Origin of the sequence: Qipengyuania sp. (assembly GCF_965277845.1) — a bacterium.
GTDB lineage: Bacteria > Pseudomonadota > Alphaproteobacteria > Sphingomonadales > Sphingomonadaceae > Qipengyuania.
The window spans coordinates 2,731,818-2,757,531 of the sequence record NZ_OZ255844.1 but is presented as its reverse complement, the minus strand read 5'-3'; the positions used below and the strand labels follow the sequence as shown (position 1 = coordinate 2,757,531).

The window sequence follows — 25,714 nt, the reverse complement described above, 5'->3', positions numbered from 1 at the left end:
ATCGTCAACGGCCTTTCGGTCGATGTCGAAGACTGGTTCCAGGTCGGCGCGTTCGAGACCACAATCGCGCGTCACGACTGGGACGGTCTGGAACTGCGCGTGGGCGACAATGTCGCACGGATACTCGATCTGTTCGATCGATCGGGCGTCAAGGCGACCTTTTTCACACTTGGCTGGGTGGCCGAACGCAACAAGGCCGCCATGCGCACGATCGTCGAACGCGGGCACGAACTGGCGAGCCACGGTTACGACCACACGCGCGTATTCACGTTCTCGCCTGCCGAATTCGCAGAAGATCTCGCCAGAGCCCGCGCAATTCTCGAGGATGCTGGCGGACAGGCGATCACCGGTTACCGCGCGCCCAGCTTTTCGATCGATGCCCGCAATCCCTGGGCGCACGAGGTGCTGGCGGAACAGGGCTATGCCTATTCATCCAGCGTCGCTCCGGTGGTGCATGATCACTACGGCTGGCGTGAGGCACCGAGGTTTGCTTTCAATCCTGTGGTGGACAGCGAACTGGTCGAGATCCCGGTGAGCACCGCCATATTGCGCGGCAAGCGGCTTGCCGCGGGTGGGGGCGGCTTTTTCCGCGTGCTGCCCTACGGCTTCAGCCGCTGGGCGATCGGCCAGGTCAATCGCGAAGGTCGTCCCGCAGTATTCTATTTCCATCCATGGGAGATCGATCCCGACCAGCCGCGGGTCGCTGGAGCGCCGCTGCGCTCGCGTCTCAGGCACTATACCAACCTTGCGAAAATGGCCGACAAGCTCTCCGTCCTGCTCGGCGATTTCGCGTGGGATCGGATGGACGCGCTTGCGGAGCGCGAAAAGCCGTTCAGCCTGGAGTGGGCTGCATGAATGCGCCTGTAAGCCATGCGATGACTGTTCGGCAGGCCGATCTGAACGATGCGAGGGAATGCGCACGGATCGAGGAGTTCGTCGCAGAACATGACGCGACCCCGTTCCATCGCCCGGCCTGGCTGGCAGCGATCGGGAAGGGCACCCGCCAGAACGCACTAGGGCTGGTTGCCGAACGCGCTGGCGTGATCGCAGGATGGCTGCCGCTGACCGAGGTGCGTTCACCATTGTTCGCGCCTGCTCTTGTTTCGAGCGGTTTCGCCGTCGGTGGCGGACCGCTGGCCGACAGCGGTGCCGCATCCGAGCTGCTGTGCCGCGCAGCGGAAGAACTGGCCCGGCGGCTGGCGGTGAGTTCGGTCGAAATGCGGGGAGGGACCGCGCCCGATGGCTGGCAGGCTATTACCGGAAAACATGCCACCTTCTCGCGACCGCTGGCAGAAGATCGCGAATCTGAACTGCTGGCTTTTCCGCGCAAGTCCCGTGCGGAAGTCCGCAAGGCGCTCAAATCCCCGCTCGAGATCGTGACCGGGCGCGATCCCGAGCATTTGGTCGCATTCTATCGTTGCTATGCCGACAGCGTCCATAATCTCGGAACGCCGGTATTCCCGCGTAAGCTGTTCGCTGCAGTGCTCGACCTTTTCGGTGAGAATGCAGATATCATCACGGCAGTATACCAAGGTCGGGCCGTGTCGAGCGTGCTGTCCCTCTACCACGATGGCGCAGTGATGCCCTATTGGGGTGGCGGCGGGATCGAGGCGCGCGCGCTCAAGGCAAACGAACGGATCTATTTCGAATTGATGGACCACGGCCGGATGCGCGGTTGCACCCGGTTCGACTACGGACGTTCGAAGGTCGGTAGCGGGCCCTACAACTTCAAGAAATGGCAGGGGTTCGAGCCCGTTCCTCTCACCTACTGGACCTGGACCCCACCCGGTCGCACGGCGCGCAACATCGATCCTACGGACGACGGCTATTCCTCCGGTATCGCCCTGTGGAAGAAGCTGCCGCTGTCGGTAGCAACGCGTATCGGACCCTGGATCGCGCGAGGGCTAGGCTGACATGGGCGAAGTGCTGTTCCTTGCCCATCGTGTCCCCTTTCCGCCCGACCGAGGGGACAAAATTCGTTCGCACCATTTGCTCAAGGGGCTGGCCAAGCTCGGCCCCGTCCACGTCGGGACCTTTGGCGAGACGCCGCAGGACTTGGCGCAGAAAGCAGCCTTGGCCGAGATTGCCCGAACGCATGCGTTGATCGAGCGTAGCAAGCCTCTGCCGCTGGCGGGTCTCGAGGCCCTGGTCAGGCGCAAGCCGGTCAGCCTGACCGCCTTCGATCATGCGGCCATGCATCGTTACGTCGCCAAGACGCTGGGAAACCACCGGATCGACACGATTTTCGTGTTTTCGGGTCAGATGGGACAATATGTGCCCGACAGTTTTGCCGGCAGGGTAATCGTCGACCTTTGCGACGTGGATAGCGCGAAGTTCGAAGCCTATGCGCAGGCTGGCCAGCGCGCGTGGATCAACCGGCGCGAAGCGCGGCTGCTGAGGCGCGAAGAGGAACGAATAGCGGCGCGTGCCGACGTTACGCTGTTGATCAGCGAGAACGAGGCCGATCTCTTTCGCTCGCGGCTTGATAGTCCCGACGCGGTTCGCTTGCGCACCTTGGGCAATGGCATCGATGCGCAGGCCTTCGATCCGGAAACTGCTGAACGCCAGCTTGATCTCGACGAGGGCGAGGATCCGCAACTCGTGTTCACCGGCCAGATGGATTACGCGCCTAATGTGGCCGCAGCCGAATGGATGATCGCGCATGTCATGCCGGCACTGCGTCGAACCTATGCCCGGGCGCGCTTCCATATTGTCGGTCGTGCTCCGGTCCGGGCGCTACGGGATCGCCATGGTGAAAATGGCACGCGTGTATGGGGCGAAGTGCCCGACATGCGTCCGTTTCTCAAATCCGCCGATCTCGTCGTTGCACCGCTGCTGATCGCGCGCGGCGTGCAGAACAAGGTGCTGGAAGCGATGGCCATGGCCCGACCGGTGGTGCTGACACCCGGTGCAGCCACCGGCATCGATGCAACCGACGGGCGCGATTTCGCGGTGGCGGAAGCGGATCCCGAAGCGATGCTTGCGAAGATCGAGGCCCTGCTGAGTTCCCCCGAGCTCGCGGCCGAAATGGGTCGCTGCGCGCGGCGATACGTCGTCGAGCGAATGAGTTGGGACAGTGTCGGGACCGCGCTTGCCGAACTGGTCGGCGCGGGCGAGAATGCCCGCAATGCCGCCTGAAACCGTCCTGGAGCGGACCGCCGCTCGCCCGCGAACCTCACCGGGTGCCCTGCTGACCGTGGTCGCCCTGGCGTTGTTTGCTCTCACATTCGCCGAATGGCGCGCGATGGTGCATCAGTGGTGGAACATCGATACCTACAGCCATATCCTGCTGGTCCCGCCGATCATTTTCTGGCTGGCGTGGATACGCCGCGACGATTTGGCAAAGGTCGGCGTGGTCGGTTGGTGGCCGGGGTTGCTGTGGCTTATCCTCGGCCTATCGACGTGGCTCCTCGGCAGGGGTCTCGAGATCAACACCATAGCGCAAGGTGGAACGATCGTCGCCATGCAGGGCGCCGTCGTCGCGATCCTGGGGTTGCGTGCCGCGCTCGTGCTCGCGTTTCCGCTGGCCTATGCGTTTCTATTGGTGCCGTTCGGCGACGAGATCATCCCGCCACTGCAGATGATCACTGCGGAAATCGCCACGGCGCTCACGATATGGAGCGGCATCGAAACCGTGGCACAGGGCATCAACATCGATACGCCCGCGGGCCTGTTCATCGTCGCCGAGGAGTGCTCGGGCGTGAAATTCCTTATCGCCATGTTGGCGCTCGGCCTGCTCGTGGCGCACACTTGCTTTGCCAGTTGGAAGCGACGCGCCTGGTTCCTGCTGGCATGCATCGTGGTGCCGATCGTCGCCAACGGCATCCGCGCCTGGGCGACCATCTTCCTCGCCCAATACGTAGGCGCGGAGGCTGCCGGGAGCTTCGACCATATCGTCTATGGCTGGGTCTTTTTCGGCATCGTCATCGCGTTAGTGCTGGGTGTCGCCTGGCGCTGGTTCGAGCGCGAACCCGAGGAGGCCGGCTGGAGCGCGGGCGAGATCGCTGGAATGCCGCTCGTCCAGCGTTTCGAGGGAACGCCGGCCAATCCGACATTGGTCTTCGGCGCGGTGCTGGTCGCCGCATTGGTCTTTGCCGTGTTGGCGCGGCTCGTCTAGGCACCGTCGCCTATGTGCGGGATCGCGGGGATTTTCCATTACGAAACGGTGAAGCCGGTCGATCCCCGAAGGGTCGAGCGGATGACCGAGGCGCTTGCGCATCGCGGACCCGACGGCAGCGGCGTCTGGACCGCGCCCGGTGTCGGCCTCGGCCATCGCCGCCTGTCGGTCATCGACCTCCAAGGATCGCCGCAGCCCATGCATTCGGCCGATGGGCGCGCGGTGATCGTCTTCAATGGCGAAATCTACAATTACCGCGAATTGCGACGCGAGCTTGAGCAGGGCGGGGCGCAACTGCGCACCGATGGCGATACCGAAACGATCCTCGCGGCGTGGCAGAAGTGGGGCCCCGATTGCTTGTCGCGGCTCGATGGCATGTTTGCCTTCGCGCTCTACGACCTCGACAGGCGTCAACTGTTCCTCGCGCGCGACCGTCTGGGAGTGAAGCCGCTCTACCTTGCGCGCCTTGAGGGTGGAGCGTTTGCCTTCGCGAGCGAACTCAAGGGCCTGCTGGCGCACCCGTTGATGCGGCGCCATATCGATCCGCTGGCGATCGAGGATTACATGACCTGGGGCTATGTCCCCGATCATCGGGCAATCCTGAAAGGCGTCGAGAAGCTTCCGGCGGGTCATTTCCTGCTGCTCGACCATGGGCGCGAGCCCGGCCCGCCGCAGCGCTGGTGGGACGTCGGCTTTACAGAGCGCGAGAAGGGACGGACCGAGGACCTTTCGGCCCAGCTCCTCCATCTGATGCGCGAGGGCGTGACCAGTCGCATGACGGCCGACGTTCCGCTGGGCGCGTTTCTCTCGGGCGGCGTCGACAGCTCGTCGGTCGTCGCTCTGATGAGCGAGGCGAGCGCCGCGCCCGTCACCAGTTGCTCGATCGGCTTCGATGTCGAGAGTGTCGACGAAACCCGCTATGCGCGCCAGGTGGCCGAGCTGTTCGCGACCGACCATCACGAGCAGATCGTTTCGGCCGACCAATTCGGCGAGATCGACCGGATCGCGCGAATCTTCGACGAGCCCTTCGCGGATGCAAGTGCGTTGCCGACTTTGCGCGTCTGCGAATTGGCGCGCGAGCACGTCACTGTTGCGCTGTCGGGTGACGGCGCCGACGAAGCCTTTGCCGGCTATCGTCGCCAGCTTTTCCACGCGCGCGAAGAACGGGTCCGATCGGTCCTGCCGCAAGCGATGCGCAGGCCCGTGTTCGGCACGCTCGGTCAACTCTGGCCCAAGGCCGACTGGGCACCGCGCCCCCTGCGCGCAAAAACCACCCTGCTGTCGCTCGCGGAGAGTGGCGAGGCCGGCTATGCCCGGGCGCTGGCGATCCTTGCACCCGAACAGAGACATGCGCTCTATGGCGAGGCAATGCTGCGTGAACGCGGCGATTACCGCGCCGAGCAGCCGTTCGAAGAGCTCATGCGCGATGCACCCGCCCGCAGCGGTCTCGATCGCGCGCAGTATGCCGATCTCAAGTTCTGGTTGCCTGGCGATATCCTCACCAAGACCGACCGCACCAGCATGGCGGTGGGACTCGAAGCGCGCGAGCCGCTGCTCGATCACCGCCTGATCGAATTCGGCGCGCGGCTGCCGCATCGCCAGCGGTTCCGCGGGACGACCGGCAAGTGGCTGATGAAGCGCACGATGGAGCGCTATCTGCCCGAGGACATCCTCTATCGCCAGAAACAGGGTTTTGTGACCCCGCTGGCAGATTGGTTCCGTGGGCCGTTGGCGAGCGAGGCGAGGGCGGTCGCCTCGAGCGAACTGCTCACCGGCAGCGGGTGGTTCGCCCGCAAGGCGCTTTCGCGCCTCGCGGACGACCATATTTCGGGCCGCTCCGATCACGGCCGTGTGCTGTGGCAATTGCTGATGCTGGAACGCTCGCTCCGGCACCTTAAGCCAAGCGCCTAGCGCGCGTCGACCAGCACGATCTCGGCGTCGTCGAGCGCTTCCACGACAATTTCGGTCTCGCCGGTCACGGCAATCCCGTCGCGTGGCTGCGCTTCGTGTCCGTTGACCTTCACGCGGCCCTTGGGAGCGACAAGGTACTGGTGCCGCTCGCCCGAGGTAGTCCATGTTGCGCTCTGCCCGGCGGCAAGCGTCGTAGCAGCGACCTTGGCATCGGTCCTAATCGGCAGGGCATCGTCCGCGTCGGGCGTCCCGCTGGCGAGAACTTCGAACCCGCCCTCACGCGTGGCCTTGGGAAACTCCCGCTGGCCCCAGCTGGGCTTTTCGCCGGCGCGATCTGGGATGATCCAGATCTGGAACAGCGTCGTGTCTTCGTCCTCGAGATTGTATTCGGCATGGGTGATGCCGGTGCCCGCGCTCATCACCTGCACGTCGCCCGCCGCAGTGCGGCCTTCGTTGCCGAGGCTGTCGCGGTGGCTGATCGCGCCTTTGCGCACAAAGGTGACAATTTCCATGTCGCGGTGCGGATGCGGCGGGAAGCCGGTCTGCGCCTGGATCGTGTCGTCGTTCCACACGCGGATATTGCCCCAGCCCATGCGGTCGGGATCGTGATAGTTGGCGAAGCTGAAATGGTGCCGCGCGTCGAGCCAGCCGTGGTCTGCATGCCCGAGCGAGGCAAAGGGACGGATATCGATCATAGCAGTTTTCTCACATCGGCGGGGTGTTGACGCCGGAACTGGATGTCATGTGGTCTGCGCTCTTGCGGCTTCAAGAACGCACACCGGTGTGACTACCCAGCCAGCCCGTCAGGCGAGGCCGTGCCCCCGCGCCATGTAGTCTGCGCTTTGCATTTCCCTGAGGCGGCTGACCGTGCGCTCGAACTCGAAGGCGCCGTCGCCCGATGTGTAGAGATCTTCCGGTTCGGCGGCGGCGGTGACGAACAGCTTCACGCCGTTCTCGTACAGCGCGTCGATCAGCTTGGTGAACCGGATCGCCTCGTTGCGATTGTCGGGCGACATCGCCGGAATGCCGACCACGATCACCGTGTGATAGGCATGCGCAACGGCGAGGTAGTCGGCGGCGCCGCGGTTTTCGCCGCACAGCCGCTTGAAGCTGAACACGCCGACGCCCTTGAGGCTTTTGGGCACGTGCAGCGTGCGGCACCCGCCAAGCTCGAGTTCGGCGCTCGGCACGTGCTCGGCATCCTCGGGTTTGTAGTCGGTCAGCCGGAAGAAGGCCTCGCGCACCTGTGCCGTGGCAGCATCGCCCAGCGGCGAATGCCAGGTCGCCATGTCGCCGAGGCGATCGAGCCGGTAATCGGTCGGTCCGTTGAGCGGCAGCACGTCCATCTCCGCCTCGACCAGGTCGATGAAGGGCAGGAACAGCGAGCGGTTGAGTCCTTCCTTGTAGAGATCGCGCGGCGGGCGATTGCTGGTGGTCACTACCGTCACCCCCTGGTCGCGGATTAGCGCGGTGAACAGGCGCGCCATGATCGCGGCATCGGCGGTGTTGGTGACGACCATTTCGTCGAAGGCCAGACAGCGCACGTCCTCTGCGATGTCGCGCGCGACCTTACCCGTTGGGTCACCCGGATCGCTCTCGCGTCGGGCGCGCATGCGGCGGTCGACTTCGAGCATGAATTCGTGGAAGTGCGCGCGCCGCTTTTCCGCGATCCCGAGCGTTTCTATGAAGAGGTCCATCAGCATCGACTTGCCGCGTCCGACACCGCCCCACATATAGACGCCCTGCGGTCGCGCCTTCTTGGGCCGGAACAGTTGCGCCAGCAGCCCGCCGCTGGTTTCCGCCTCCAGTTCCTTCTGCAGCCGGTCGAGCCGTTCGGCGGCGCGCCGCTGGTCGGGATCGGCCTGCAATTCGCCCGCGGCGACGAGCCGCTCGTAGCGGGCGAGCATTCCGGTCATTTGGCGATGCGGCGCTTCATCTTCTTCACGATGCCCGAGAAGCTGGCGACCGTATGGTCCTCCTGCACGACCGTCCCGCGCACGAAGACCATGCTGCCCGTCTCGCGGACGATCTCGCATACTGCATCGAGCGGGCGGTCGGGCTTGCCGCCGCCGACGAACTGTGTCGAGAGTTCCACCGTGACCGAAGGCCCGGCATTGCCGCTGCCGATCGTGTGCATCGTCGTGAACAGGCTGATATCGATCAGCGACAGTGTCACCGCGCCATGGACGATGCCCTGCAGGTTCTCGTGCCGCCGTTCGGGGAACATGCGCAGCCGCGCCTTGCCGTCATCGTCGACGCGGGTGATGAGCTTGCCCATCACCGCGCCGTTGAACAGCGTCTGGTCTTTCAGGTTCCAGTGACGCCAGCCCGGGTTCTCCGGGTCGGGGCCATGCTCGAAAACGTCGTCGGTCAGGCCCATCAGATCGCGCGTTCGGCGATCATCTTCTTGGTTTCGGCGATCGCCTTGGCCGGGCTGAGGCCCTTGGGGCAGACGTTCGCGCAGTTCATGATGGTGTGGCAGCGATAGAGGCGGAAGGGATCTTCCAGCTGGTCGAGCCGCTCGCCGGTCATCTCGTCACGGCTGTCGGCGAGCCAGCGATAGGCCTGCAACAGGATCGCGGGGCCGAGGAACTTGTCGCTGTTCCACCAATAGCTGGGGCACGCGGTCGAGCAGCAGGCGCACAGGATGCACTCGTACAGCCCGTCCAGCTTCTCGCGCTGTTCGGGCGACTGGAGGCGTTCCTTGCCGCTCGGCGTGGTCGAGACGGTCTGCAGCCAGGGGCGGATGCTGGCGTATTGCGCGTAGAAATGCGTGAAGTCGGGCACGAGGTCCTTGATCACGTCCATGCTCGGCAGCGGGGTGATCCGGATTTCGCCCTTGAGATCCTCGATCGCGGTGGTGCAGGCGAGGCCGTTCTTGCCGTTGAGGTTCATCGAGCACGAGCCGCATATGCCCTCGCGGCACGAACGGCGGAAGGTCAGCGTGGGGTCGATCTCGTTCTTGATCTTGAACAGCGCATCGAGGACCATCGGCCCGCAATCGTCGAGGTCGAGCTCGAAGGTGTCGTAGCGCGGGTTTTCGCCGCTGTCGGGATCGTAGCGATAGATTTTGAACTTGCGGATGCGCGTGCCGCCCTCTGCCTTGTGGGCACGGGCCTTGCCGGTGATCTTCGAATTCTTGGGAAGGGTGAAGGTCGCCATTACGCTGTCAGTCCTGTTGCTTAGCGAAACCCATCTAGCGGTTCACACGAGGGGCGCAAGGCCGAGAATGCCGCATTTCCCGCAATGGTGATCCTACACGATCGAACACATGGACCGGGTGTTACACCGTCCAGAGCGAAAAACTGCATCGACCGGCAAAAGCCCGGCCTTGCGAGCATTTCGGAGGAACTTCTGGACCATCTGGGCGGTCTAGTTGTGTAGGATGGATGTAGGAAAGACATTTCGGCGCGCTGCGATCTTCGGCGCCAGCGGCGGCATCGGCAGGGCACTTGCAAAGGCCGTCGCGCATCGCGGGGCGCAGGTCTGGGCTGGCAGCCGATCGGGCGTGGCAACGCAGGATTGTACGAGGGCTTTCCGCTTCGATCTTGCCGATGAAGACAGCATCGCTGCCGCCGCCGACACGATGCGCGATTCACCGCCCGATCTCGTGATCGTCGCCAGCGGCGTCTTGACGCTGGAGAATGGTGCCGGCCCGGAACGCGCAGCCCGACAAATCGATGGCACGGCGATGGAGCAGGTCTTTCGTCTCAACACGATCGGACCCGCGCTGATCGCGAAGCACATGCTGCCATTGCTGCCCCGCGACAGGCGCAGCGTGTTCGCCGCCCTGTCCGCGCGTGTCGGCTCGATTTCCGACAATGGGCTGGGGGGCTGGCATAGCTATCGCGCCAGCAAAGCGGCGCTCAACATGCTGCTGAAGAATTACGCGATAGAATTGGCGCGCACGCACAAGCAGGCGGTGGTGGCCGGCTTGCATCCCGGCACCGTCGACACCATGCTGTCGCAGCCTTTTCAGTCGAACCTTCCAGAGGGTCAGCTGACTGCCCCGCACGAGGCGGCGGACAATCTGCTGGCCGTGATCGACAGGCTAAAGCCTGCCGACAGCGGCAAGGTGTTCGACTGGCAGGGCGAGGAAATACCCGCCTAGCCCGCCGGGGCTACGAGCCCCTCTCGCCGCCAGCTTTCCGCGAGCAGCGTCTCGAGCAGGTCCGCATGGCTGAAGCCGGCCTGGGCAGCGGCCTTGGCCATGACCTTCTCCGACCACAGATTGCAGTTCAGGTTGATCTCGATGAAATTGATGTCGCCCGTCTTGAGGTCGAGGCGGAACTCGATCCGGCCGTAATCGAAAGGCACGAATTCGCGCGCGACCTTCTTGGCCATCGCCTCGATCTTCGGTGCCAGCTCGGGATCGTCGAACCGCTTGAGGGCGGCCTTTTCGGTGTTCTGCACCAGGTCGCGTTTCTCATAATAGGTCCACAACCGCTGCGTGTCTTCGCGCTCGTACCACAGCATCGGCAGCGCTATGGGCTCGTCATTGATCGTGATGAAGGCGCACTGGACGTCGTAACCGTCGAGATAGGGTTCGACGATCGCATCGTGACCTTCGGTGTGGATGTGCCACAGCGCATTGGCGACCTCGGTCCATTCGCGCGCATCGGTGATCCCCCAGCTGGCCGAGGAAGCATTGGGTTTGATGACCCAGCGTCCGGCGTCCTTCGCGGGCAGGTCCTTTTCGAGGACGGGTGCGCCGCGGCGATAGCAGAACCACGGTGCGGTGGGCACGCCGGCGTGGTCGCAAACGAGCTTGGATACCGATTTGTCGTCGCCCAACCCCCGCAGGAAGGGCATCGCGCCGAGATAGGGAATGCCATGCTTGTTGCACAATATCGGGATCAGCATCTCGCTGTTCACGAAACCGCCGCGATTGAGCAGCGGGAAGACGAAATCGACATCGGGCTTCTGGAACAGCACCTCGTAACTGTTGGCCAGTTCCATGTTGAGCCCGAGCTCCTCCAGTGTCGAACGCACCTCATTGTGGTAGATCGCGTGATTGCCGTCTTCGGGATGCATTCCACCACCGAACAGCGCGTGCTTGGCCATGAACAGCATGCGGATGCGCTCTTTGGCTTCTTCGGGAATGCGGAGAGGTGCGATGGATTTGGTCATGTGGGCCCGTTTGCTGTGCTTTTGCGCCCTTTAGTCGTGTGGTGCATGCTCCACCAGAGCTTTTCGGCGTGCAAGTTTCCGCTTGCTGCCAGCCGAAATGGCGATAGCGTTGAAAAGTCGCGCAATCGGAGGGTCTTGCTCCGTGGGTATAAAAAGCTGGTACGATAGCCACATAATGCCGCGCCTGGTGACGGCCGCCTGCGGACAGGAGGGAATCGAGGAGCGTCGCCACCAGATCGTTCCGCTCGCCGAAGGACGCGTTTTTGAGATCGGCTGCGGCGGCGGCCTCAATCAGGCGCTCTACGATACGGAAAAAGTGACGTCTTTTGCGGGGATCGATCCGCATGCAAAGCTGCTCGATGGCGCTCGGAAGCGGGCGAAGGCCATGGGATGGGATACCGATATCCGGCAGGGCGTGGGCGAGGATATTCCCTTTCCCGCCGGTTCTTTCGATACCGTGGTGTGCACCTATACGCTGTGTTCGGTCGATAATCCGGCACGGGTGCTGGCGGAGATGCGGCGCATTCTCGCTCCGGGCGGCCGGTTGCTCTTTCTCGAGCACGGGCGCGCGCCCGATGCGGGCGTGGCGCGCTGGCAGGAACGGATCGAACCCTTGTGGAAACCGCTCGCCGGCGGCTGCCATCTGACCCGACCGATCGGCACCTCGCTGCGCGCAGCGGGATTCGCGGTCGAACCGCTGGGCCAGGCCTATCTCAGCAAAGCGCCCAAGGTGATGGGCTGGATGGAATGGGGCGTGGCACGCAAGGCCTGAGGGCCAGCGGGCGTACTGCCCACCGACCCCTTAAAACCTATTCGTCGCCGAACGTGCGCTGCCACCAGCCGCGCTTGGGCTTGGTCGGTTCGCTTGCTTCCGCAGCGGCCTCGGCGACCGGTTCCGGAGTGGGCTCGGGCGCCGGTTCCGCGGCCGCTTCGCTCGGAGCCTCGGTCTCGGCCTTCTTCTTGCGCGGAGCCCGCTTTTTCGGCGCAGGTTTTGCCTTCGCACCTGCATCCGAATCCGCATCCGTGGGTGCTTCGGCGGTGCTGTCGGCCTCGGCCTTCTTCTTGCGCGGAGCCCGCTTCTTGGGCTTGGGCTTCTCCGCCTCTTCGCCATCCGAGGTTGTGTCATCGGCGGGCTTGGCATCCGGCTCGGCCTCGGCCTTCTTCTTGCGCGAGGCGCGCTTCTTCGGCTTGGGCTTCTCGTCGTTCTCGGCTGCGGCCTCGGCCGCTTCTGGCGTGTCCTCGGGTCCGGCGACCACGGCCATGTCCTCAACCACGGCCTCGGAGACCTGTTCGAGGTTCTCGGCGTCTTCGGACGTTACGTCTTCGGACTGCTTGCCGCGACCGCGGCCACCCCTGCGGCGACCGCCGCGACGGCGGCGCTTCTTGTTTTTGTCGTCGCCGTCGTCGTCGCCTTCGCCGGTCTCATCCTCATCGGAAGATTCGGCCTCGGCCTGGTCCTGATCGGCGTCGTCGCGCTGGCGGTTCTTGTTCCGCCCGCGACCACCGCGGCGGCGGCGGCGCTTCTTGCGCGGGCGATCGTCGTCGCCATCCTCTTCCTCCGCCTCATCGACGATGTCGTCATCGTCCTCGTCGTCGACGATCGGGTCGAACTTGGGCGCATCCTTGGGCTTGGGGCCGTGGCTCGAAACGGTCATCTTCGCGCCTTCGTCCTCGCCCTCGGGGACGACTTCGACGGTCACGTTATAGCGCTGTTCGATCTCCATCAGATCGGCGCGCTTTTCGTTGAGCAGGTAGACCGCCGCTTCGGTGCTGGCCGCAAGGCGGATCGTCGAACCCTTGCCCTTGGCCGCCTCGTCCTCGATCAGGCGCAGCGCCGAGAGGCCGGCCGATGAGGCTGTGCGCACGAGGCCCGTGCCGTCGCAATGCGGGCAGTCGCGCGTCGTCGCCTCGAGCACGCCGGTGCGCAGGCGCTGGCGGCTCATTTCCATCAGGCCGAAGCTGGAGATGCGGCCGACCTGGATCCGCGCGCGGTCGTTCTTGAGCGCTTCCTTCATCGCCTTCTCGACCTTGCGCGTGTTGGAGTGGTGCTCCTGGTCGATGAAGTCGATGACGACGAGGCCGGCCATGTCGCGCAGGCGCAACTGGCGGGCGATCTCGCGCGCGGCCTCGAGATTGGTGTGCAGCGCTGTCTGTTCGATATTGTGCTCCTTGGTGGAGCGGCCCGAGTTGATGTCGATCGACACAAGCGCTTCGGTCGGGTTGATGACCAGATAGCCGCCCGATTTGAGTTGCACCATCGGATCGTACATCGCCTTGAGCTGGTCTTCCGCGCCATAGCGCTGAAACAGCGGCACGGGATCCGAGTATTGTTTAACTCGCCGGGCGTGGCTCGGCATCAGCAGTTTCATGAACTGCTTGGCCGATTTGTAACCGTCCTCGCCCTCGACCACGACTTCCGTAATATCGCGATTGTAGATGTCGCGGATCGCGCGCTTGATGAGGTCGCTGTCCGAATGGATCAGCGCCGGTGCGCTCGACGACAAGGTACGCTCACGGATCTCGTCCCACAGGCGGGCGAGATAGTCGAAATCGCGCTTGATTTCGGTCTTGGTGCGGCTGAGGCCGGCGGTGCGGACGATCAGCCCCATGGTGCGTGGCAGGTTGAGGTCGTTGACCACCTGCTTGAGCCGCTTGCGGTCCGAAGCGCTGGAAATCTTGCGCGAAATGCCGCCGCCGTGGCTGGAGTTGGGCATCAGCACGGTATAGCGACCGGCGAGGCTGAGATAGGTCGTCAGCGCGGCGCCCTTGTTGCCGCGCTCTTCCTTGACCACCTGCACGAGCAGCACCTGGCGGCGCTGGATGACGTCCTGAATCTTGTAGCGGCGACGCAGCGCCATGCGCTTGGCGCGCGCTTCATCGACTTCCTTGGCCCGAGCCCGCCCCTTGCCCTGGCGACGACCGCGTCCGCGGCGGCCCCGGCCCTTGGGCTTGTCTTCGCCTTCGTCGTCGTTCTCACTCTCGTCGTCGTCCGATTCCTCATCGGAATCGTCATCGTCGTCCTTGTCGAGATGGCCTTCCTCGATCGTGGCGACGTCATCCTTGTCCGAGGTGTCGACTTCTTCGAGGCCGTCCTCGGCGAGATCTTCGGCGAGCGCTTCGGAGCTTTCGTCCTCGGCATCGTATTCCTCGCCGGGCATTTCTCCGCGCTGTTCTTCCTCGTCGCGCAGGCGCGCCTCTTCCTCTGCGGCTTCGGCTTCGGCGGCGAGCAGCGCTTCGCGATCTTCCTTGGGAATCTGGTAATAATCGGGATGGATTTCGCTGAAGGCGAGGAAGCCGTGGCGATTGCCGCCGAAGTCGACGAATGCCGCCTGGAGCGAGGGTTCGACCCTCGTTACTTTCGCTAGGTAGATATTGCCCTTGATCTGCTTGTGATCGGCAGATTCGAAATCGAATTCCTCAATCCGGTTGCCCTTGAGCACCGCCACCCGGGTTTCTTCCTGGTGGCGCGCATCGATTAGCATGCGCGTTGCCATTGATAAGTCTCCAGCCGCAGCGGGGCAGGAACGAGCCTGCCGGGCTGCGGCGTGTCATGTTGGAAAATCCGCGGCCCGCATCGGGCGTCGCGGTGTTTGCGAACCGGCCATGTCCTGCATGTGAGAGGGGCCGGGTATTCGTGACTGCGGGATCGGCCCTGCGCTGCGTATGCGCTGTCCAGCCCGACATGGCCGCACGGGCAGGTGCCTGTGCTGCTGTTGTCGGGGAAAAACGGGCCATGTCCGGCATCAACCTGTAGTGTCTTGGGCGTGGGCGGAAAGCCGCCGCAGCCTGAAAAGAAACGGTTTTTCCCGATGACCCTCTTCGTCGCGCAGAAATCGCGCCGATCGGAGGCATCCGAAAACCGATAGCGTGTCGCTAGCACCGTGGGTTACGCACGGCAACCATATTGCGTCATTCGGTAACAACGACGTAACCATGCGGGCGATGTCGACCCGCGCGCAAATCTCACTGCTGGTTGTGCTGCCAGTGCTGGTGGTTGCAGCGCTGATCGCAACGGCGCAGCGCGTCCCGGTTCCCGAGATCGGGCGCGGTTATGTGCTGCGCGTCGAGCTGCCCTCCGCCGATGCGACGAGCATATTGCCCGAAGTGGCGGGCAGGGAAGGCTTGCCGCTGGTCGTGATCGACCCTGGTCATGGAGGGCACGACCCCGGCGCCTCGGGACAGGGTTTTCGCGAAAAGACCATCGTCCTCGGGCTCGCACGCGCGCTGCGTGACGAGTTGGAGAGGCAGGGCGATGTGCGCGTGGCGATGACCCGCGACGACGATCGCTACCTCGTTCATGCCGAAAGGGTCGAAATCGCCCGGCGGCTCGATGCCGATCTGTTCCTGTCGATCCATGCCGATAGTGCGGGGGATGCCGAAGAGGTGACCGGCGCCAGCATCTACACGCTGTCGAACGAGGCTTCGAGCGAGGCCGCGGCGCGCTTCGCCGAGCGCGAAAATGCCTCCGATCGCCTCAACGGTGTCGATGTGGGGGGGCAAAGCGATGTCGTGAGTACCATCCTCGTCGAACTGTCGCAGCGGCGCACTCAGGAACGGTCCGGCGAATTTGCGCGCCTGATCCTGCGCGAGGGCGAGGGCACGATCCGCTTCCATCCCCGCGCGCGCAATTCCGCTGCGCTCAAGGTGCTGCGCGCGCCCGACGTGCCGTCGGTCTTGTTCGAAAGCGGGTTCATCACCAACGAGACCGACGCACAGCGCCTTGCCTCCCCGGAAGGCCGCGCCCGTTTCGCCGAGGTGATGGCCCGCGCGATCCGCATCTATTTCGCTCGTCAGCAAGAAAGCTGATCGACGGGTGCTGTTCGTTCTGGCGATTTGCAGAAGTGGCGTGCTAGAGGCTCCCTCAACACCATGTCCGACCAGTCTGCCCTTCACTATTATCGCTACCGCATAAGCCGCGATCCCAAGCGGCTGATCGCGTGGTTCAACGACAATTGGGCGCACAACCGCAAATTGCGCTTTGCAAGCTATCTCGGCGGGGTTGCCGTGGTCATGCTGGTGCTCGCCTGGGCGACGCTGGGGCGGAACCTGCCCGATGCCGAATCGCTGCTCGAATATGAGACGCCATTGCCCACCGTGGTGCGCGGCATCGATGGCGAGATCGTCCACACTTATGCGCGCGAGCGGCGCGTCCAGCTGCAATATGTCGATTTCCCCGACCGGCTGATCGAGGCCTATCTCTCGGCCGAGGACAAGACCTTCTTCAGCCACGGCGGTGTCGACATTACCGGCACCGCCAATGCTGCGATCGATTATGTCACGAAATTCGGCTCGGGCGAACGCGCGGTCGGCGGCTCGACCATTACCCAACAGGTCGCCAAGAACCTGCTGCTGGGAGACGAATATTCGATAACCCGCAAGCTCAAGGAGATGATCCTTGCGACACGCATCGAAAGCGTGCTGACCAAGGAGGAAATCCTCGAGCTCTACCTCAACGAAATCCCGCTCGGCCGCCGCAGCTTCGGCGTGCAGGCGGCCGCGCGCGCCTATTTCGACAAGGATGTCGGCGATCTCGACCTGCACGAGATGGCTTTCCTCGCGATCCTGCCCAAGGCGCCCGAACGCTATGGCCGCGAACGCTACCGCGATCTGGCGATCGTGCGCCGCAATTTCGTGCTCGACCAGATGGTCGCCAACGATTTCATCAGCAGCGAGGAGGGCGCGGCCGCCAAGCGCATGGATCTGGGGCTGGTCCAGCAGCGCAGCACGCGTTCCGCCGATGCGGGCTATTTCCTCGAGGAGGTGCGCCGCCAGCTGATCGACGAATTCGGCGAAACCGCGGATGACGGCCGCAACAGCGTATATTCTGGCGGCCTGTGGGTACGCACCTCGCTCGATACCGAGCTGCAGGATGCGGCGCGCGATGCGTTGCGCGCGCAGCTCATCAGCTATCACGGCAACCGCGGCTTCACCGGACCGATCGCCACGCTCAACCCCGACAATGGCAATCTCACCTCGCAGCTCGCCTCGTCCAACATCTCGATCAACTACCGCGACTGGCGCGTCGGTGTCGTCACCGCGCCGGGCCGCATCGGCTTTACCGACGGGACGGAATTCGCGCTATCGGGCGGACCTGCATCGCTCGGGCCGGGCGATGTGGTCGCCGCGGCACCGTCGGGCACCGGCTACGCCATTCGCGGCGTGCCCGAAGTTTCGGGAGCGTTCCTGGCCGAAGCGCCGCAGACGGGCAGGATCCTTGCCATGCAGGGCGGTTTCGATAGCCGGCTGGGCAGCTTCAACCGTGCGACGCAGGCGCTGCGCCAACCCGGATCGACGATCAAACCCTTCGTCTATGCGGCCGCGCTCGACCAGGGAATGACGCCCGCGACGCAGGTCCCCGACCAGACCTTCTGCGTGTGGCAGGGCGCCAATCTGGGCGAGAAGTGTTTCCGCAATTTCGGCGGCGGCGGGGGCGGGGTGCACACCATGCGCTGGGGCCTCGAACAGAGCCGCAATCTGATGACCGTCCACATCGCCGACGACACCGGCATGGACAACGTCATCAACACGATCGACCGGGTCGGCATCGGCGAATACGAGCCGTATTACTCCTTCGCGCTGGGCGCGGGCGACACGACGGTGGCGCGCATGGTCAATGCCTATGCAGCGCTCGCCAACTGGGGTCGTCAGAACGCCGGCTCGGTGATCGATTACGTCCAGGATCGGGACGGCAGGGTCATCTTCCGCACCGACGCGCGCGACTGTTCGGGCTGCAACATGGAAGAATGGGATGGCCAGCCCATGCCGCGCTTCGATGTTTCCGGCCGGCAGGTGCTCGATCCGCGCACCGCGTTCCAGATGGTGCATATGCTGCAGGGCGTGGTGACGCGCGGCACCGCGGTGCGGCTGCGCAGCCTCGAGCTGCCGCTGTTCGGCAAGACCGGCACCACCAACGGCCCGACCAATGCCTGGTTCGTCGGCGGCTCGCCCGAGATCGTTGCGGGAATGTATGTCGGGTTCGACCAGCCGCGCAATCTGGGTGGCTGGGTGCAGGGCGGCAACACCGCCGGACCGATCATGAAGCGCTTTATCGAGGCGACCAAGGATCGCTGGACGGCGGAGGACTTCGTTGCCCCGCCGGGCGTCCGCATGGTCAAAATCGATCGCCGCAGCGGCAAGCGCGTGTTCGACGGCACGCCTTCGGGCGATCCGACCGCCGCGATCATCTGGGAAGCTTTCAAGCCCGATACCGAGCCGCCGCGTGCCACCCGCTCGGACGCAATTGCCGCCAAGCGCAACGAAATCCTCGAGCTCATTCGACGCGGCAGGCAGGGTGCGACAAGCGCTGCCGCCAACGGGCGCGGCGACGAGCCGAGCGACTTCGTCGAGGATCAAGGCGGCATTTACTGAAGCGCGCGCCTGGCGGGCGCTGCACTTTACAATCCGCGCTCGCGCTTTAGGGGCGGACCCAATCCCAATCGAAGGAACTATCTATGCGTGCCGAGGGGCAGGCCCATATTGACAGGATCGAAGCCGCGCTGTCGCTGGTGCGCCAGTCGCTCGACTGGGAACGCGCGCTGCGCCGGCTCGACGAACTCGATGCCCGCGTCCAGGACCCGACGCTGTGGGACGATCCCAAGCAGGCGCAGGCGATCACGCAGGAACAAAAGCGTCTCGAAACGGCGATAAACACCGTCCGCGAGATCGAAAGCGAAATGGCCGACGCCGTCGAATTCGTCGAGATGGGCGAGGCCGAAGGCGACAACGATATCGAGCGCGAGGGACTCGATACGCTCGCGAAACTCGCCGAGCGCGCCGACCGCGACAAGGTGCAGGCGCTGCTTTCGGGCGAAGCCGACAGCTACGACACCTACCTCCAGATCAATGCCGGCGCAGGCGGCACCGAAAGCCAGGACTGGGCCGACATGCTGCTGCGCATGTATGCGCGCTGGGCCGAACGCCGCGGCTTCAAGGTCGAGACGGTCGAATATGCCGCCGGCGAACAGGCCGGGATCAAGAGCGCGACGCTGCTGATCAAGGGCGAGAATGCCTATGGCTATGCCAAGACCGAGAGCGGCGTGCACCGCCTCGTGCGGATCAGCCCCTACGACAGCTCGGCGCGCCGCCACACCAGCTTCAGCTCGGTCTGGGTCTATCCGGTGATCGACGACGATATCGACATCGAGATCAATCCTTCCGACCTGAAAATCGACACCTACCGCGCATCGGGTGCGGGCGGCCAGCACGTCAACACGACCGATTCGGCCGTGCGCATCACCCACCAGCCGACCGGGATCGTGGTGGCCAGCCAGAACGACCGCAGCCAGCATAAGAACCGCGCCACCGCTATGAACATGCTCAAGGCGCGACTGTTCGAGCGCGAGATGGCCGAGCGCGAGGCGGCGGCATCGGGCGAATACCAGGAGAAGAGCGATATTGGTTGGGGTCACCAGATTCGCTCCTATGTTCTGCAGCCGTATCAGATGGTGAAGGACCTGCGCACCGGCGTTCAGTCGCCGACGCCCGACGATGTGCTCGACGGCGCACTCGACCCGTTCATCTCGGCCGCGCTCGCCCAGCGGGTGACCGGCGAAACGGTCGAGGTGGAGGACGAGGATTGAGGTTGCGCTCTGCCTCGATCTCCGCGCTGGCGCTGCTCGCTGCCTGCAATGGCGAAGCGATGAGCGGCGAAGACGCACCGCGATTCCCGGAGCCCGACCGTCCGGTTTCCGAGCTGGGTTCGAACCAGTTCTCGACCGAGGACCAGCGCGACCGCCGCGGCGAAGCACAAACCGTCATGGATCTCGCCGAGATCGCCGAGGGCATGACCGTTGCCGATATCGGTGCGGGCAATGGCTATTATACCGTTCGCCTGGCCGAACGCGTCGGCGACACGGGCCGCGTGCTGGCGCAGGATATCGATGGCGATGCGATCAGTCGGCTCGGTCGCCGGATCGAGCGCTACCGGCTCGAGAATGTCTCGATCCGCCTGGGCGAACCTGCCAATCCCATGCTTCCCGAAAGCAGTTTCGACCGGATCTTCATGGTCCATATGTACCACGAGATCGAACAGCCCTATGAATTCCTCTGGCGGATGTGGCCCGCGCTGCGCGATGGCGGGCAGGTCGTGGTGGTCGACATCGATCGGCCGACCGACCAGCACGGCATCGACCCGCTGCTGCTGAGCTGCGAATTCGAGGCGGTCGGCTATGAGTTGATGGCCTTCAAGGACGCGCCCGAACTGGCCGGGTACTATGCACAGTTCAAGGCAGCCGCTACGAGACCCGCACCTGGAGAGATAGAGCCATGCCGGGGCGATCGCGCGGCATTGGGCGAGGGGACGGAGCGCCCCGCCAAGAAAGAGAAAGCGTAAACCAAATGAGTTTCAAGGGTCTCGAGCCGATTACCTATGGCGGCAAGGAAGTCTGGCCGCTGGTAGAAGGCGGCAAGGGCGTATCCGCCACCAACCATATGAGTTCGGGTGCCTGGGCGGCTGCCGGTGGGATCGGCACCGTCAGCGCGGTCAATGCCGACAGCTACGACGAGGATGGCAACCCGATCCCGCAGGTCTATCCGCAGGCCACCCGCGTCGAACGCTTCGAGCAGTTGATCCGTTACGCCATCGATGGAGCGACCGAACAGGTGAAGCGCGCGCACGATATTGCCGGCGGGAAGGGCGCGATCAACATCAACGTGCTTTGGGAAATGGGCGGTGCGCAGCGTGTTCTCGAAGGCGTGCTCGAAAACTGCCAGGGTCTCGTCACGGGTGTCACCTGCGGTGCGGGCATGCCCTACAAGCTCGCCGAGATCGCCGCGCGGCACAACGTCCACTACCTGCCGATCATCTCCTCCGCACGCGCCTTCCGCGCGCTGTGGAAGCGCAGCTATTCCAAGGTTCCCGAGCTGATGGCGGCGGTGGTCTATGAAGACCCCTGGCTTGCGGGCGGCCACAACGGCCTGTCCAATGCGGAAGATCCGCGCAGCCCCGAGGATCCCTATCCCCGCGTCAAGGCGCTGCGCGAGACCATGCGCAAGGAGGGCGTTTCCGAAGACACCGCGATCGTCATGGCGGGCGGCGTGTGGTTCCTGCGCGAATGGAGCGACTGGATCGACAATCCGGAAATCGGCAAGATCATGTTCCAGTTCGGCACCCGCCCGCTGCTGACCAAGGAAAGCCCGATTCCGCAAGTGTGGAAGGACATGCTGCGCACGGTCGAGCCGGGTGACGTGCTGCTGCACAAGTTCAGCCCCACCGGCTTCTATTCCAGTGCGGTGAAGACGCCCTTCCTCTACGATCTCATGCATCGTTCAGAGCGGCAGATCCCGATCTTCAAGCGCGATGAGGAAGAGGGCACGATACCGCTTCTCGATCACGGCAAGGCGAAGTATTTCTTCGTGCATCCCGGCGATCAGAGGAAGGCGCTCGCCTGGATGCACGAGGGCTTTACCGAACCGCTCAAGACGCCCGATGACACGGTTGTGTTCGTGACCCCCGAGAGCGCCGAACGAATTCGCGCCGATCAGCAGGGCTGCATGGGCTGCCTGTCGCATTGCCAGTTTTCCAGCTGGAAAGACCACGACAACCACACGACCGGCCGCCTCGCCGATCCGCGTAGTTTCTGCATTCAGAAGACGCTCCAGGACATCGCTCATGGCGGCGACCCCGACGAGAACCTCGCTTTCGCCGGCCACGCGGCTTACCGCTTCAAGCAGGATCCGTTCTATTCGAACAACTACACCCCGACGGTGAAGGAACTGGTCGAGCGGATTTTGACGGGGGATTAGGACGGGCGCCTAGCGCCACAATTGCATCGAGCGGATCGCGGCCGACATTTGCTCGTCGCCGTCGGGGCGGGAAAGGACCCGTTCGACGAGCTTCCATTTTCGCCGAACCTTCGATTTCTGCCACAGGTCGGTAACCCAGCTGTCACCGCTCCAATCGTGATTGCCCATCTTCGCTTCCAACCCCACGCGTGTCGCGAAGACCGCGACGTTGCCGTGCCGACGGACGTAGACTTCGTCAAAGCGATAGCCGGTACAGCGAAAGCGCGTCGTCGCCGCTTCCAGCCAGCTTGCGCGGTCGAGGATGGTGGGATTTTCCGACCCGAGTAGAAAGATGAAATCGCGGGCGGCAAGGGCTTTCATCTGGTTGCGGTCACGCTGCATCCATGCGCGCATCCACAGATGCTCGAGTGCTTCGATCTTTGCCGAGAATTCGTCCATAGTGCATGCGCTTACAGTATGGCGCGCGGTGGGCAAGTCTCGTTAGCCCAGCCCGGTCAAAACCTGATCGGGCGGCCTGTGCCCGTCTGCCCACATGCGGATATTGGCGATGACCTTGAGACCGCTTTCCTCGCGTCCTTCGCGCGTCGCGCTGCCAATGTGGGGGAGGGTCATCACGTTCGGATGGCGGATGAGGCGGCGATCGACATTGGGCTCGTCGGGATAGACGTCGAGACCCGCTCCCGCGAGCCTGCCGCCTTCCAGTGCGGCGATCAGCGCCTCCTGGTCGACAAGGTCGCCGCGCGCAGTGTTGATGAGGCTGGCGCCATCCTTCATCAGGCCGATCCGCCGTTCATCGATCATGTGATGCGTGCCGGGCCCGGCCGGGCAGTGCAGGGTGAGGATATCGGCCTCGCCCATCAAATCGTCCAGGCTTTCGACCCAGCGCGCTTGGAACATGCGCTCGACCGCTTCGGGCAGGCGTTTGCGGTTGTGATAGGCGATCTCGAGCCCGAAGGCCCGTGCGCGATGCGCTACCGCCTGGCCGATGCGTCCCATGCCCACGATGCCGAGTACCTTGCCCGCGAGCTTGGTGCCGAGCAGCGCGGTCGGCGTCCAGCCGCTCCACTTGCCGCTGCGGATCAGCTCGACGCCCTCGCGGATCCGGCGCGGAACGCCGATGATCCCTGCCATGGCGAGATCGGCGGTATCGTCGGTGAAAACGCCCGGCGTATTGGTGACCATGATGTCGCGACTGGCGGCAGCTTCGAGATCGAGATGCTCGGTCCCCGCGCCGAAATTGGCGATCAGGCCGAGGTCTGCGCTCGCCTGCGCGAGCATTTCGGCATCGATGCGGTCGGTGACGGTCGGCACCAGCACGTCGCAGTCCTGCATCGCGGCTACCAGCTGTTCGCGCGTGAGCGGCACATCGTCGGTATTGAGGCGCACGTCGAAGAGCTCACCCATCCGTTCCTCGACAAAGGGCATGAGGTGGCGGGTGACGACGACGCGCGGCGTGCGCTGGAGGCGCTTGGCGGGGCGGGTTTCGGAACTTTCCATGTTGCGCCAAGCGCTAGGACGCGGGGCGGGGAGCGGTCAAGGATTCGCACCGTGACGGCATGCGCTAAGGGCGTTGACTGTCAGGCTACTTTGGCCGATTCATGACAAGCATGGGTGCACGCCTTTTCATATTTGTTCTGCTACTTGTCGGAATGACCGGTCCGGTCCAGGCACAGGATCGCGAGGTGCCCTATTGGGCGTCCATTCGCGCCAGCGTGCTGAACATGCGCGTCGGCCCGAGCGCCGATTACAAAATAGACTGGGTCTATCGTCGTCCCGGCCTGCCGGTAAAGGTGCTCCGGCTGATGGAAGGCTGGCGGCTGATCGAGGACCCGGACGGTGCGCGGGGCTGGGTCGTCGCGCGCCTGCTCGATCCCGCTCGCGGTGCCATCGTCATCGGCGATGGCCTTGCCGACATGCGTGCGAGCGACAGTCCGCAAGCTCCGCTCAAATGGCGAATCGAGCCCGGCGTGGTGGGTGCCTTGGGGGATTGCGAGGACGGATGGTGCGAATTCGCTGTCGGCAATCGTGCCGGCTACATCCGCGAATCGCGCCTGTGGGGCGCGGGCGAGCCTTAGCGTAGGGTTGCCGCGCTATTCGGTCGCGGCGCTCTCGGCCTCGCCGGTGTCTTGGGCGATTTCGGCATCGATTCGGCGCACGCTAGACTGGACCGTGCCATCCTCGCCGCGCAGTTCGAAAGCGCCGTCCTCGCCCGGGGCTCCGCCCGCATAGCATTCCTCGCCCTCGTCGCCCTCGGGGTCGAAGCACATCCGGCCCTCGTCGCCGAGCCGCCAGGCGCCGCCACCCGTGCGGGCGCCTTCGGGCGTGGTTTCGACATAGGTCCCGTCGGCATTGATCGTCTGGAGGATGACGGTGCCGTCGGCCATGGCGATCTCATAGGTGCCGGACAGATCGCCCATAGCCGTGCTCTCGAGCGTCGCGTCGACCGGCTCGGCCGGCTCTTCAGTTTCTTCGGCGCTCCCGCAGGCGGCCAGGGTAACACTGGCCGCCGCGAGGATGATAATCGTCTTCACGGCACTCCCCCTATCCCTGGACTCGAAGCGGCAGGGTTGGGGGATTGCCCGAACCATCAGACGAGCTCGACAGCAACCGCGGTCGCTTCGCCGCCGCCGATGCACAGCGAGGCGACGCCGCGCTTCTTGCCCTGGCTCTTGAGCGCATTGAGAAGCGTCACGATGATGCGTGTGCCGCTGGCGCCGATCGGATGGCCAAGCGCGGTGCCGCCGCCATTGACGTTGATCTTCGCGTGCGGAATGCCGATGTCGCGCATGGCGAACATGGCGACGCAGGCAAATGCCTCGTTGACTTCCCACAGGTCGACCTCGTCGGCTTTCCATCCGGCCGCATCGAGCACCTTCTCGATTGCGCCGATCGGGGCGACGGTGAATTCCGAGGGCTCCTGCGCGTGCGCCGCCATGGCGACGATCTTGGCGACCGGCTCCTGACCGTTGGCCTTGGCCACGCTCTCGCGCGAGAGCACGACGGCGGCGGCACCGTCCGAGATCGACGACGAGGTCGCCGCGGTGATCGTGCCGTCCTTGGCGAAGGCCGGGCGCAGCTGCGGGATCTTGTCGGGGCGGCCCTTGCCGGGCTGCTCGTCATGTTCGACCGTCACGTCGCCCTTGCGGGTCGAGAAGCTGACCGGGACGACTTCGCCCGCGAAGGCACCGCTTTCGATCGCGGCATTGGCGCGGCGGAGCGACTCGATCGAATAATCGTCCATCTCTTCGCGGGTCATCTGGTAATCGTTTGCGGTCGCCTGGGCGAAAGTGCCCATTGCGCGGCCTTCCTCATAGGCGTCTTCCAGCCCGTCGAGGAACATGTGGTCGTAGGTGGTGTCGTGACCGAGGCGCGCGCCCGAGCGGTGCTTCTTGAGCAGGTAAGGCGCGTTGGTCATGCTTTCCATGCCACCGGCGACCACGTAGTCGATCGTGCCGCTGGCCAGCGCTTCGGCGCCCATGATGACCGTCTGCATGCCGCTGCCGCAGACTTTGTTGACGGTTGTCGCCTGCACCGACTTGGGGAGGCCGGCCTTGATCGAAGCCTGGCGGGCGGGGGCCTGGCCGAGGCCGGCGGGCAGGACACAGCCCATATAGGTACGGTCGAAATTGTCGACGGGAACGCCCGAGCGCTCGACCGCGGCCTTGACCGCCGTGGCGCCGAGATCGGTCGCGGACACATCGGCAAGGGCGCCCTGCATGCCGCCCATGGGGGTGCGCGCGTAAGACAGGATGACGACGGGATCGGATGCGCTGAACTGGGTCATGCTTGTGTATGTCCTTCGGTTCTGGAATA

23 protein-coding genes are annotated in these 25,714 nt (G+C 64.3%); 13 read left to right on the top strand and 10 right to left on the bottom strand.

Going from position 1 to position 25,714, the window contains the following annotated elements; translation table 11 throughout:
• From ACQY4G_RS13485 to ACQY4G_RS13465, 5 genes are read left to right on the top strand one after another with little or no spacing between them, the layout of a single operon-like run.
• Nucleotides 1-855: an XrtA system polysaccharide deacetylase gene (locus ACQY4G_RS13485; protein WP_421993666.1), complete on the top strand. Its 855-nt coding sequence runs from the start codon at nt 1-3 to the stop codon at nt 853-855.
• Complete coding sequence (locus tag ACQY4G_RS13480) at nt 852-1,913, top strand: FemAB family XrtA/PEP-CTERM system-associated protein (RefSeq protein ID WP_421991583.1); 1,062 nt, start codon at nt 852-854, stop codon at nt 1,911-1,913. The genes ACQY4G_RS13485 and ACQY4G_RS13480 overlap by 4 nt, the downstream gene beginning before the upstream one ends.
• A gap of 1 nt (nt 1,914) precedes the next feature.
• On the top strand, nt 1,915-3,138 hold the full coding sequence (locus ACQY4G_RS13475; protein WP_421991581.1) for a TIGR03087 family PEP-CTERM/XrtA system glycosyltransferase: 1,224 nt from the start codon (nt 1,915-1,917) through the stop codon (nt 3,136-3,138).
• On the top strand, nt 3,128-4,117 hold the full coding sequence (gene xrtA, locus ACQY4G_RS13470; protein ID WP_421991579.1) for an exosortase A: 990 nt from the start codon (nt 3,128-3,130) through the stop codon (nt 4,115-4,117). The genes ACQY4G_RS13475 and xrtA overlap by 11 nt, the downstream gene beginning before the upstream one ends.
• A 12-nt stretch (nt 4,118-4,129) precedes the next feature.
• Entirely contained in the window at nt 4,130-6,028 is a 1,899-nt protein-coding gene (locus tag ACQY4G_RS13465; RefSeq protein WP_421991577.1) for an XrtA/PEP-CTERM system amidotransferase, read from the top strand.
• On the opposite strand, the gene ACQY4G_RS13460 is transcribed toward ACQY4G_RS13465, so the two are convergent.
• The 4 genes from ACQY4G_RS13460 to ACQY4G_RS13445 form a co-directional block, all read right to left on the bottom strand.
• Nucleotides 6,025-6,723, bottom strand: a complete 699-nt coding sequence (locus ACQY4G_RS13460) for a pirin family protein (RefSeq protein WP_421991575.1) — start codon at nt 6,721-6,723, stop codon at nt 6,025-6,027. The two genes, ACQY4G_RS13465 and ACQY4G_RS13460, sit on opposite strands and share 4 nt — an antisense overlap.
• Nucleotides 6,724-6,831: 108 nt before the next feature.
• Nucleotides 6,832-7,944, bottom strand: coding sequence for a cell division protein ZapE (zapE, locus tag ACQY4G_RS13455; protein WP_421991573.1), 1,113 nt, complete (start codon nt 7,942-7,944; stop codon nt 6,832-6,834).
• Nucleotides 7,941-8,408, bottom strand: a complete 468-nt coding sequence (locus ACQY4G_RS13450) for a PaaI family thioesterase (RefSeq protein WP_421991571.1) — start codon at nt 8,406-8,408, stop codon at nt 7,941-7,943. Before ACQY4G_RS13450 ends, zapE begins: the two co-directional genes overlap by 4 nt.
• On the bottom strand, nt 8,408-9,190 hold the full coding sequence (locus tag ACQY4G_RS13445; RefSeq protein WP_067689367.1) for a succinate dehydrogenase iron-sulfur subunit: 783 nt from the start codon (nt 9,188-9,190) through the stop codon (nt 8,408-8,410). The genes ACQY4G_RS13450 and ACQY4G_RS13445 overlap by 1 nt, the downstream gene beginning before the upstream one ends.
• Before the next feature lie 223 nt (nt 9,191-9,413).
• Between ACQY4G_RS13445 and ACQY4G_RS13440 the strand changes: the two genes are divergently transcribed.
• Nucleotides 9,414-10,139 (top strand): SDR family NAD(P)-dependent oxidoreductase, encoded by a 726-nt coding sequence (locus ACQY4G_RS13440; protein WP_421991569.1) that lies wholly within the window; start codon nt 9,414-9,416, stop codon nt 10,137-10,139.
• On the opposite strand, the gene ACQY4G_RS13435 is transcribed toward ACQY4G_RS13440, so the two are convergent.
• Entirely contained in the window at nt 10,136-11,158 is a 1,023-nt protein-coding gene (locus ACQY4G_RS13435; RefSeq protein ID WP_421991567.1) for a D-alanine--D-alanine ligase family protein, read from the bottom strand. The genes ACQY4G_RS13440 and ACQY4G_RS13435 overlap by 4 nt on opposite strands.
• A 142-nt stretch (nt 11,159-11,300) precedes the next feature.
• Here ACQY4G_RS13435 and ACQY4G_RS13430 point away from each other — a divergent pair, with 142 nt between their 5' ends.
• On the top strand, nt 11,301-11,930 hold the full coding sequence (locus tag ACQY4G_RS13430) for a class I SAM-dependent methyltransferase (RefSeq protein WP_421991565.1): 630 nt from the start codon (nt 11,301-11,303) through the stop codon (nt 11,928-11,930).
• A gap of 37 nt (nt 11,931-11,967) precedes the next feature.
• Here the strand turns inward: ACQY4G_RS13430 and ACQY4G_RS13425 are convergent, their stop codons facing one another.
• Nucleotides 11,968-14,652, bottom strand: coding sequence for an Rne/Rng family ribonuclease (locus tag ACQY4G_RS13425; RefSeq protein ID WP_421991563.1), 2,685 nt, complete (start codon nt 14,650-14,652; stop codon nt 11,968-11,970).
• A gap of 448 nt (nt 14,653-15,100) precedes the next feature.
• Here ACQY4G_RS13425 and ACQY4G_RS13420 point away from each other — a divergent pair, with 448 nt between their 5' ends.
• The 5 genes from ACQY4G_RS13420 to ACQY4G_RS13400 all read left to right on the top strand — a co-directional run bounded on the left by ACQY4G_RS13420 (nt 15,101) and on the right by ACQY4G_RS13400 (nt 21,901).
• Nucleotides 15,101-15,964: an N-acetylmuramoyl-L-alanine amidase family protein gene (locus ACQY4G_RS13420; RefSeq protein ID WP_421991561.1), complete on the top strand. Its 864-nt coding sequence runs from the start codon at nt 15,101-15,103 to the stop codon at nt 15,962-15,964.
• 63 nt (nt 15,965-16,027) lie between these two features.
• Nucleotides 16,028-18,526, top strand: coding sequence for a penicillin-binding protein 1A (locus ACQY4G_RS13415; protein WP_421991557.1), 2,499 nt, complete (start codon nt 16,028-16,030; stop codon nt 18,524-18,526).
• 83 nt (nt 18,527-18,609) lie between these two features.
• A complete protein-coding gene (prfB, locus tag ACQY4G_RS13410; protein ID WP_421991555.1) occupies nt 18,610-19,737 on the top strand; it encodes a peptide chain release factor 2 in 1,128 nt (375 codons plus the stop codon).
• Between the two features lie 59 nt (nt 19,738-19,796).
• The gene (locus ACQY4G_RS13405; RefSeq protein ID WP_421993664.1) at nt 19,797-20,489 is read left to right on the top strand and encodes a class I SAM-dependent methyltransferase; all 693 of its coding nucleotides are present in this window, start codon (nt 19,797-19,799) and stop codon (nt 20,487-20,489) included.
• A 5-nt stretch (nt 20,490-20,494) separates the two neighbouring features.
• On the top strand, nt 20,495-21,901 hold the full coding sequence (locus tag ACQY4G_RS13400; RefSeq protein ID WP_067689341.1) for an NAD(P)H-dependent flavin oxidoreductase: 1,407 nt from the start codon (nt 20,495-20,497) through the stop codon (nt 21,899-21,901).
• 9 nt (nt 21,902-21,910) lie between these two features.
• Here the strand turns inward: ACQY4G_RS13400 and ACQY4G_RS13395 are convergent, their stop codons facing one another.
• Both ACQY4G_RS13395 and ACQY4G_RS13390 read right to left on the bottom strand, forming a co-directional pair.
• Entirely contained in the window at nt 21,911-22,339 is a 429-nt protein-coding gene (locus ACQY4G_RS13395; protein ID WP_067689338.1) for a nuclear transport factor 2 family protein, read from the bottom strand.
• A gap of 42 nt (nt 22,340-22,381) precedes the next feature.
• The gene (locus ACQY4G_RS13390) at nt 22,382-23,398 is read right to left on the bottom strand and encodes a 2-hydroxyacid dehydrogenase (protein WP_421991553.1); all 1,017 of its coding nucleotides are present in this window, start codon (nt 23,396-23,398) and stop codon (nt 22,382-22,384) included.
• A 110-nt stretch (nt 23,399-23,508) separates the two neighbouring features.
• Between ACQY4G_RS13390 and ACQY4G_RS13385 the strand changes: the two genes are divergently transcribed.
• Nucleotides 23,509-23,976, top strand: coding sequence for an SH3 domain-containing protein (locus ACQY4G_RS13385; RefSeq protein ID WP_421991551.1), 468 nt, complete (start codon nt 23,509-23,511; stop codon nt 23,974-23,976).
• Between the two features lie 15 nt (nt 23,977-23,991).
• Here ACQY4G_RS13385 and ACQY4G_RS13380 read toward each other — a convergent pair whose 3' ends face one another.
• Together ACQY4G_RS13380 and ACQY4G_RS13375 are read right to left on the bottom strand one after the other, a co-directional pair.
• The gene (locus ACQY4G_RS13380) at nt 23,992-24,432 is read right to left on the bottom strand and encodes a hypothetical protein (RefSeq protein ID WP_421991549.1); all 441 of its coding nucleotides are present in this window, start codon (nt 24,430-24,432) and stop codon (nt 23,992-23,994) included.
• A gap of 56 nt (nt 24,433-24,488) precedes the next feature.
• Nucleotides 24,489-25,685 carry a thiolase family protein gene (locus ACQY4G_RS13375; RefSeq protein WP_421991547.1) on the bottom strand — a complete coding sequence of 399 codons (1,197 nt, stop codon included), beginning with the start codon at nt 25,683-25,685 and terminating at the stop codon, nt 24,489-24,491.
• Between the last annotated feature and the right edge of the window lie 29 nt (nt 25,686-25,714).

Excerpts from the sequence above, each read along its gene's own strand:
- ACQY4G_RS13480 (WP_421991583.1), top strand. The coding sequence starts at position 852 with ATGAATGCGCCTGTAAGCCATGCGATGACTGTTCGGCAGGCCGATCTG.
- ACQY4G_RS13475 (WP_421991581.1), top strand. The coding sequence starts at position 1,915 with ATGGGCGAAGTGCTGTTCCTTGCCCATCGTGTCCCCTTTCCGCCCGAC.
- xrtA (WP_421991579.1), top strand. The coding sequence starts at position 3,128 with ATGCCGCCTGAAACCGTCCTGGAGCGGACCGCCGCTCGCCCGCGAACC.
- ACQY4G_RS13465 (WP_421991577.1), top strand. The coding sequence starts at position 4,130 with ATGTGCGGGATCGCGGGGATTTTCCATTACGAAACGGTGAAGCCGGTC.
- ACQY4G_RS13460 (WP_421991575.1), bottom strand. The coding sequence starts at position 6,723 with ATGATCGATATCCGTCCCTTTGCCTCGCTCGGGCATGCAGACCACGGC.
- zapE (WP_421991573.1), bottom strand. The coding sequence starts at position 7,944 with ATGACCGGAATGCTCGCCCGCTACGAGCGGCTCGTCGCCGCGGGCGAA.
- ACQY4G_RS13450 (WP_421991571.1), bottom strand. The coding sequence starts at position 8,408 with ATGGGCCTGACCGACGACGTTTTCGAGCATGGCCCCGACCCGGAGAAC.
- ACQY4G_RS13445 (WP_067689367.1), bottom strand. The coding sequence starts at position 9,190 with ATGGCGACCTTCACCCTTCCCAAGAATTCGAAGATCACCGGCAAGGCC.
- ACQY4G_RS13440 (WP_421991569.1), top strand. The coding sequence starts at position 9,414 with ATGGATGTAGGAAAGACATTTCGGCGCGCTGCGATCTTCGGCGCCAGC.
- ACQY4G_RS13435 (WP_421991567.1), bottom strand. The coding sequence starts at position 11,158 with ATGACCAAATCCATCGCACCTCTCCGCATTCCCGAAGAAGCCAAAGAG.
- ACQY4G_RS13425 (WP_421991563.1), bottom strand. The coding sequence starts at position 14,652 with ATGGCAACGCGCATGCTAATCGATGCGCGCCACCAGGAAGAAACCCGG.
- ACQY4G_RS13420 (WP_421991561.1), top strand. The coding sequence starts at position 15,101 with ATGTCGACCCGCGCGCAAATCTCACTGCTGGTTGTGCTGCCAGTGCTG.
- ACQY4G_RS13415 (WP_421991557.1), top strand. The coding sequence starts at position 16,028 with ATGTCCGACCAGTCTGCCCTTCACTATTATCGCTACCGCATAAGCCGC.
- prfB (WP_421991555.1), top strand. The coding sequence starts at position 18,610 with ATGCGTGCCGAGGGGCAGGCCCATATTGACAGGATCGAAGCCGCGCTG.
- ACQY4G_RS13405 (WP_421993664.1), top strand. The coding sequence starts at position 19,797 with ATGAGCGGCGAAGACGCACCGCGATTCCCGGAGCCCGACCGTCCGGTT.
- ACQY4G_RS13400 (WP_067689341.1), top strand. The coding sequence starts at position 20,495 with ATGAGTTTCAAGGGTCTCGAGCCGATTACCTATGGCGGCAAGGAAGTC.
- ACQY4G_RS13395 (WP_067689338.1), bottom strand. The coding sequence starts at position 22,339 with ATGGACGAATTCTCGGCAAAGATCGAAGCACTCGAGCATCTGTGGATG.
- ACQY4G_RS13390 (WP_421991553.1), bottom strand. The coding sequence starts at position 23,398 with ATGGAAAGTTCCGAAACCCGCCCCGCCAAGCGCCTCCAGCGCACGCCG.
- ACQY4G_RS13385 (WP_421991551.1), top strand. The coding sequence starts at position 23,509 with ATGGGTGCACGCCTTTTCATATTTGTTCTGCTACTTGTCGGAATGACC.
- ACQY4G_RS13375 (WP_421991547.1), bottom strand. The coding sequence starts at position 25,685 with ATGACCCAGTTCAGCGCATCCGATCCCGTCGTCATCCTGTCTTACGCG.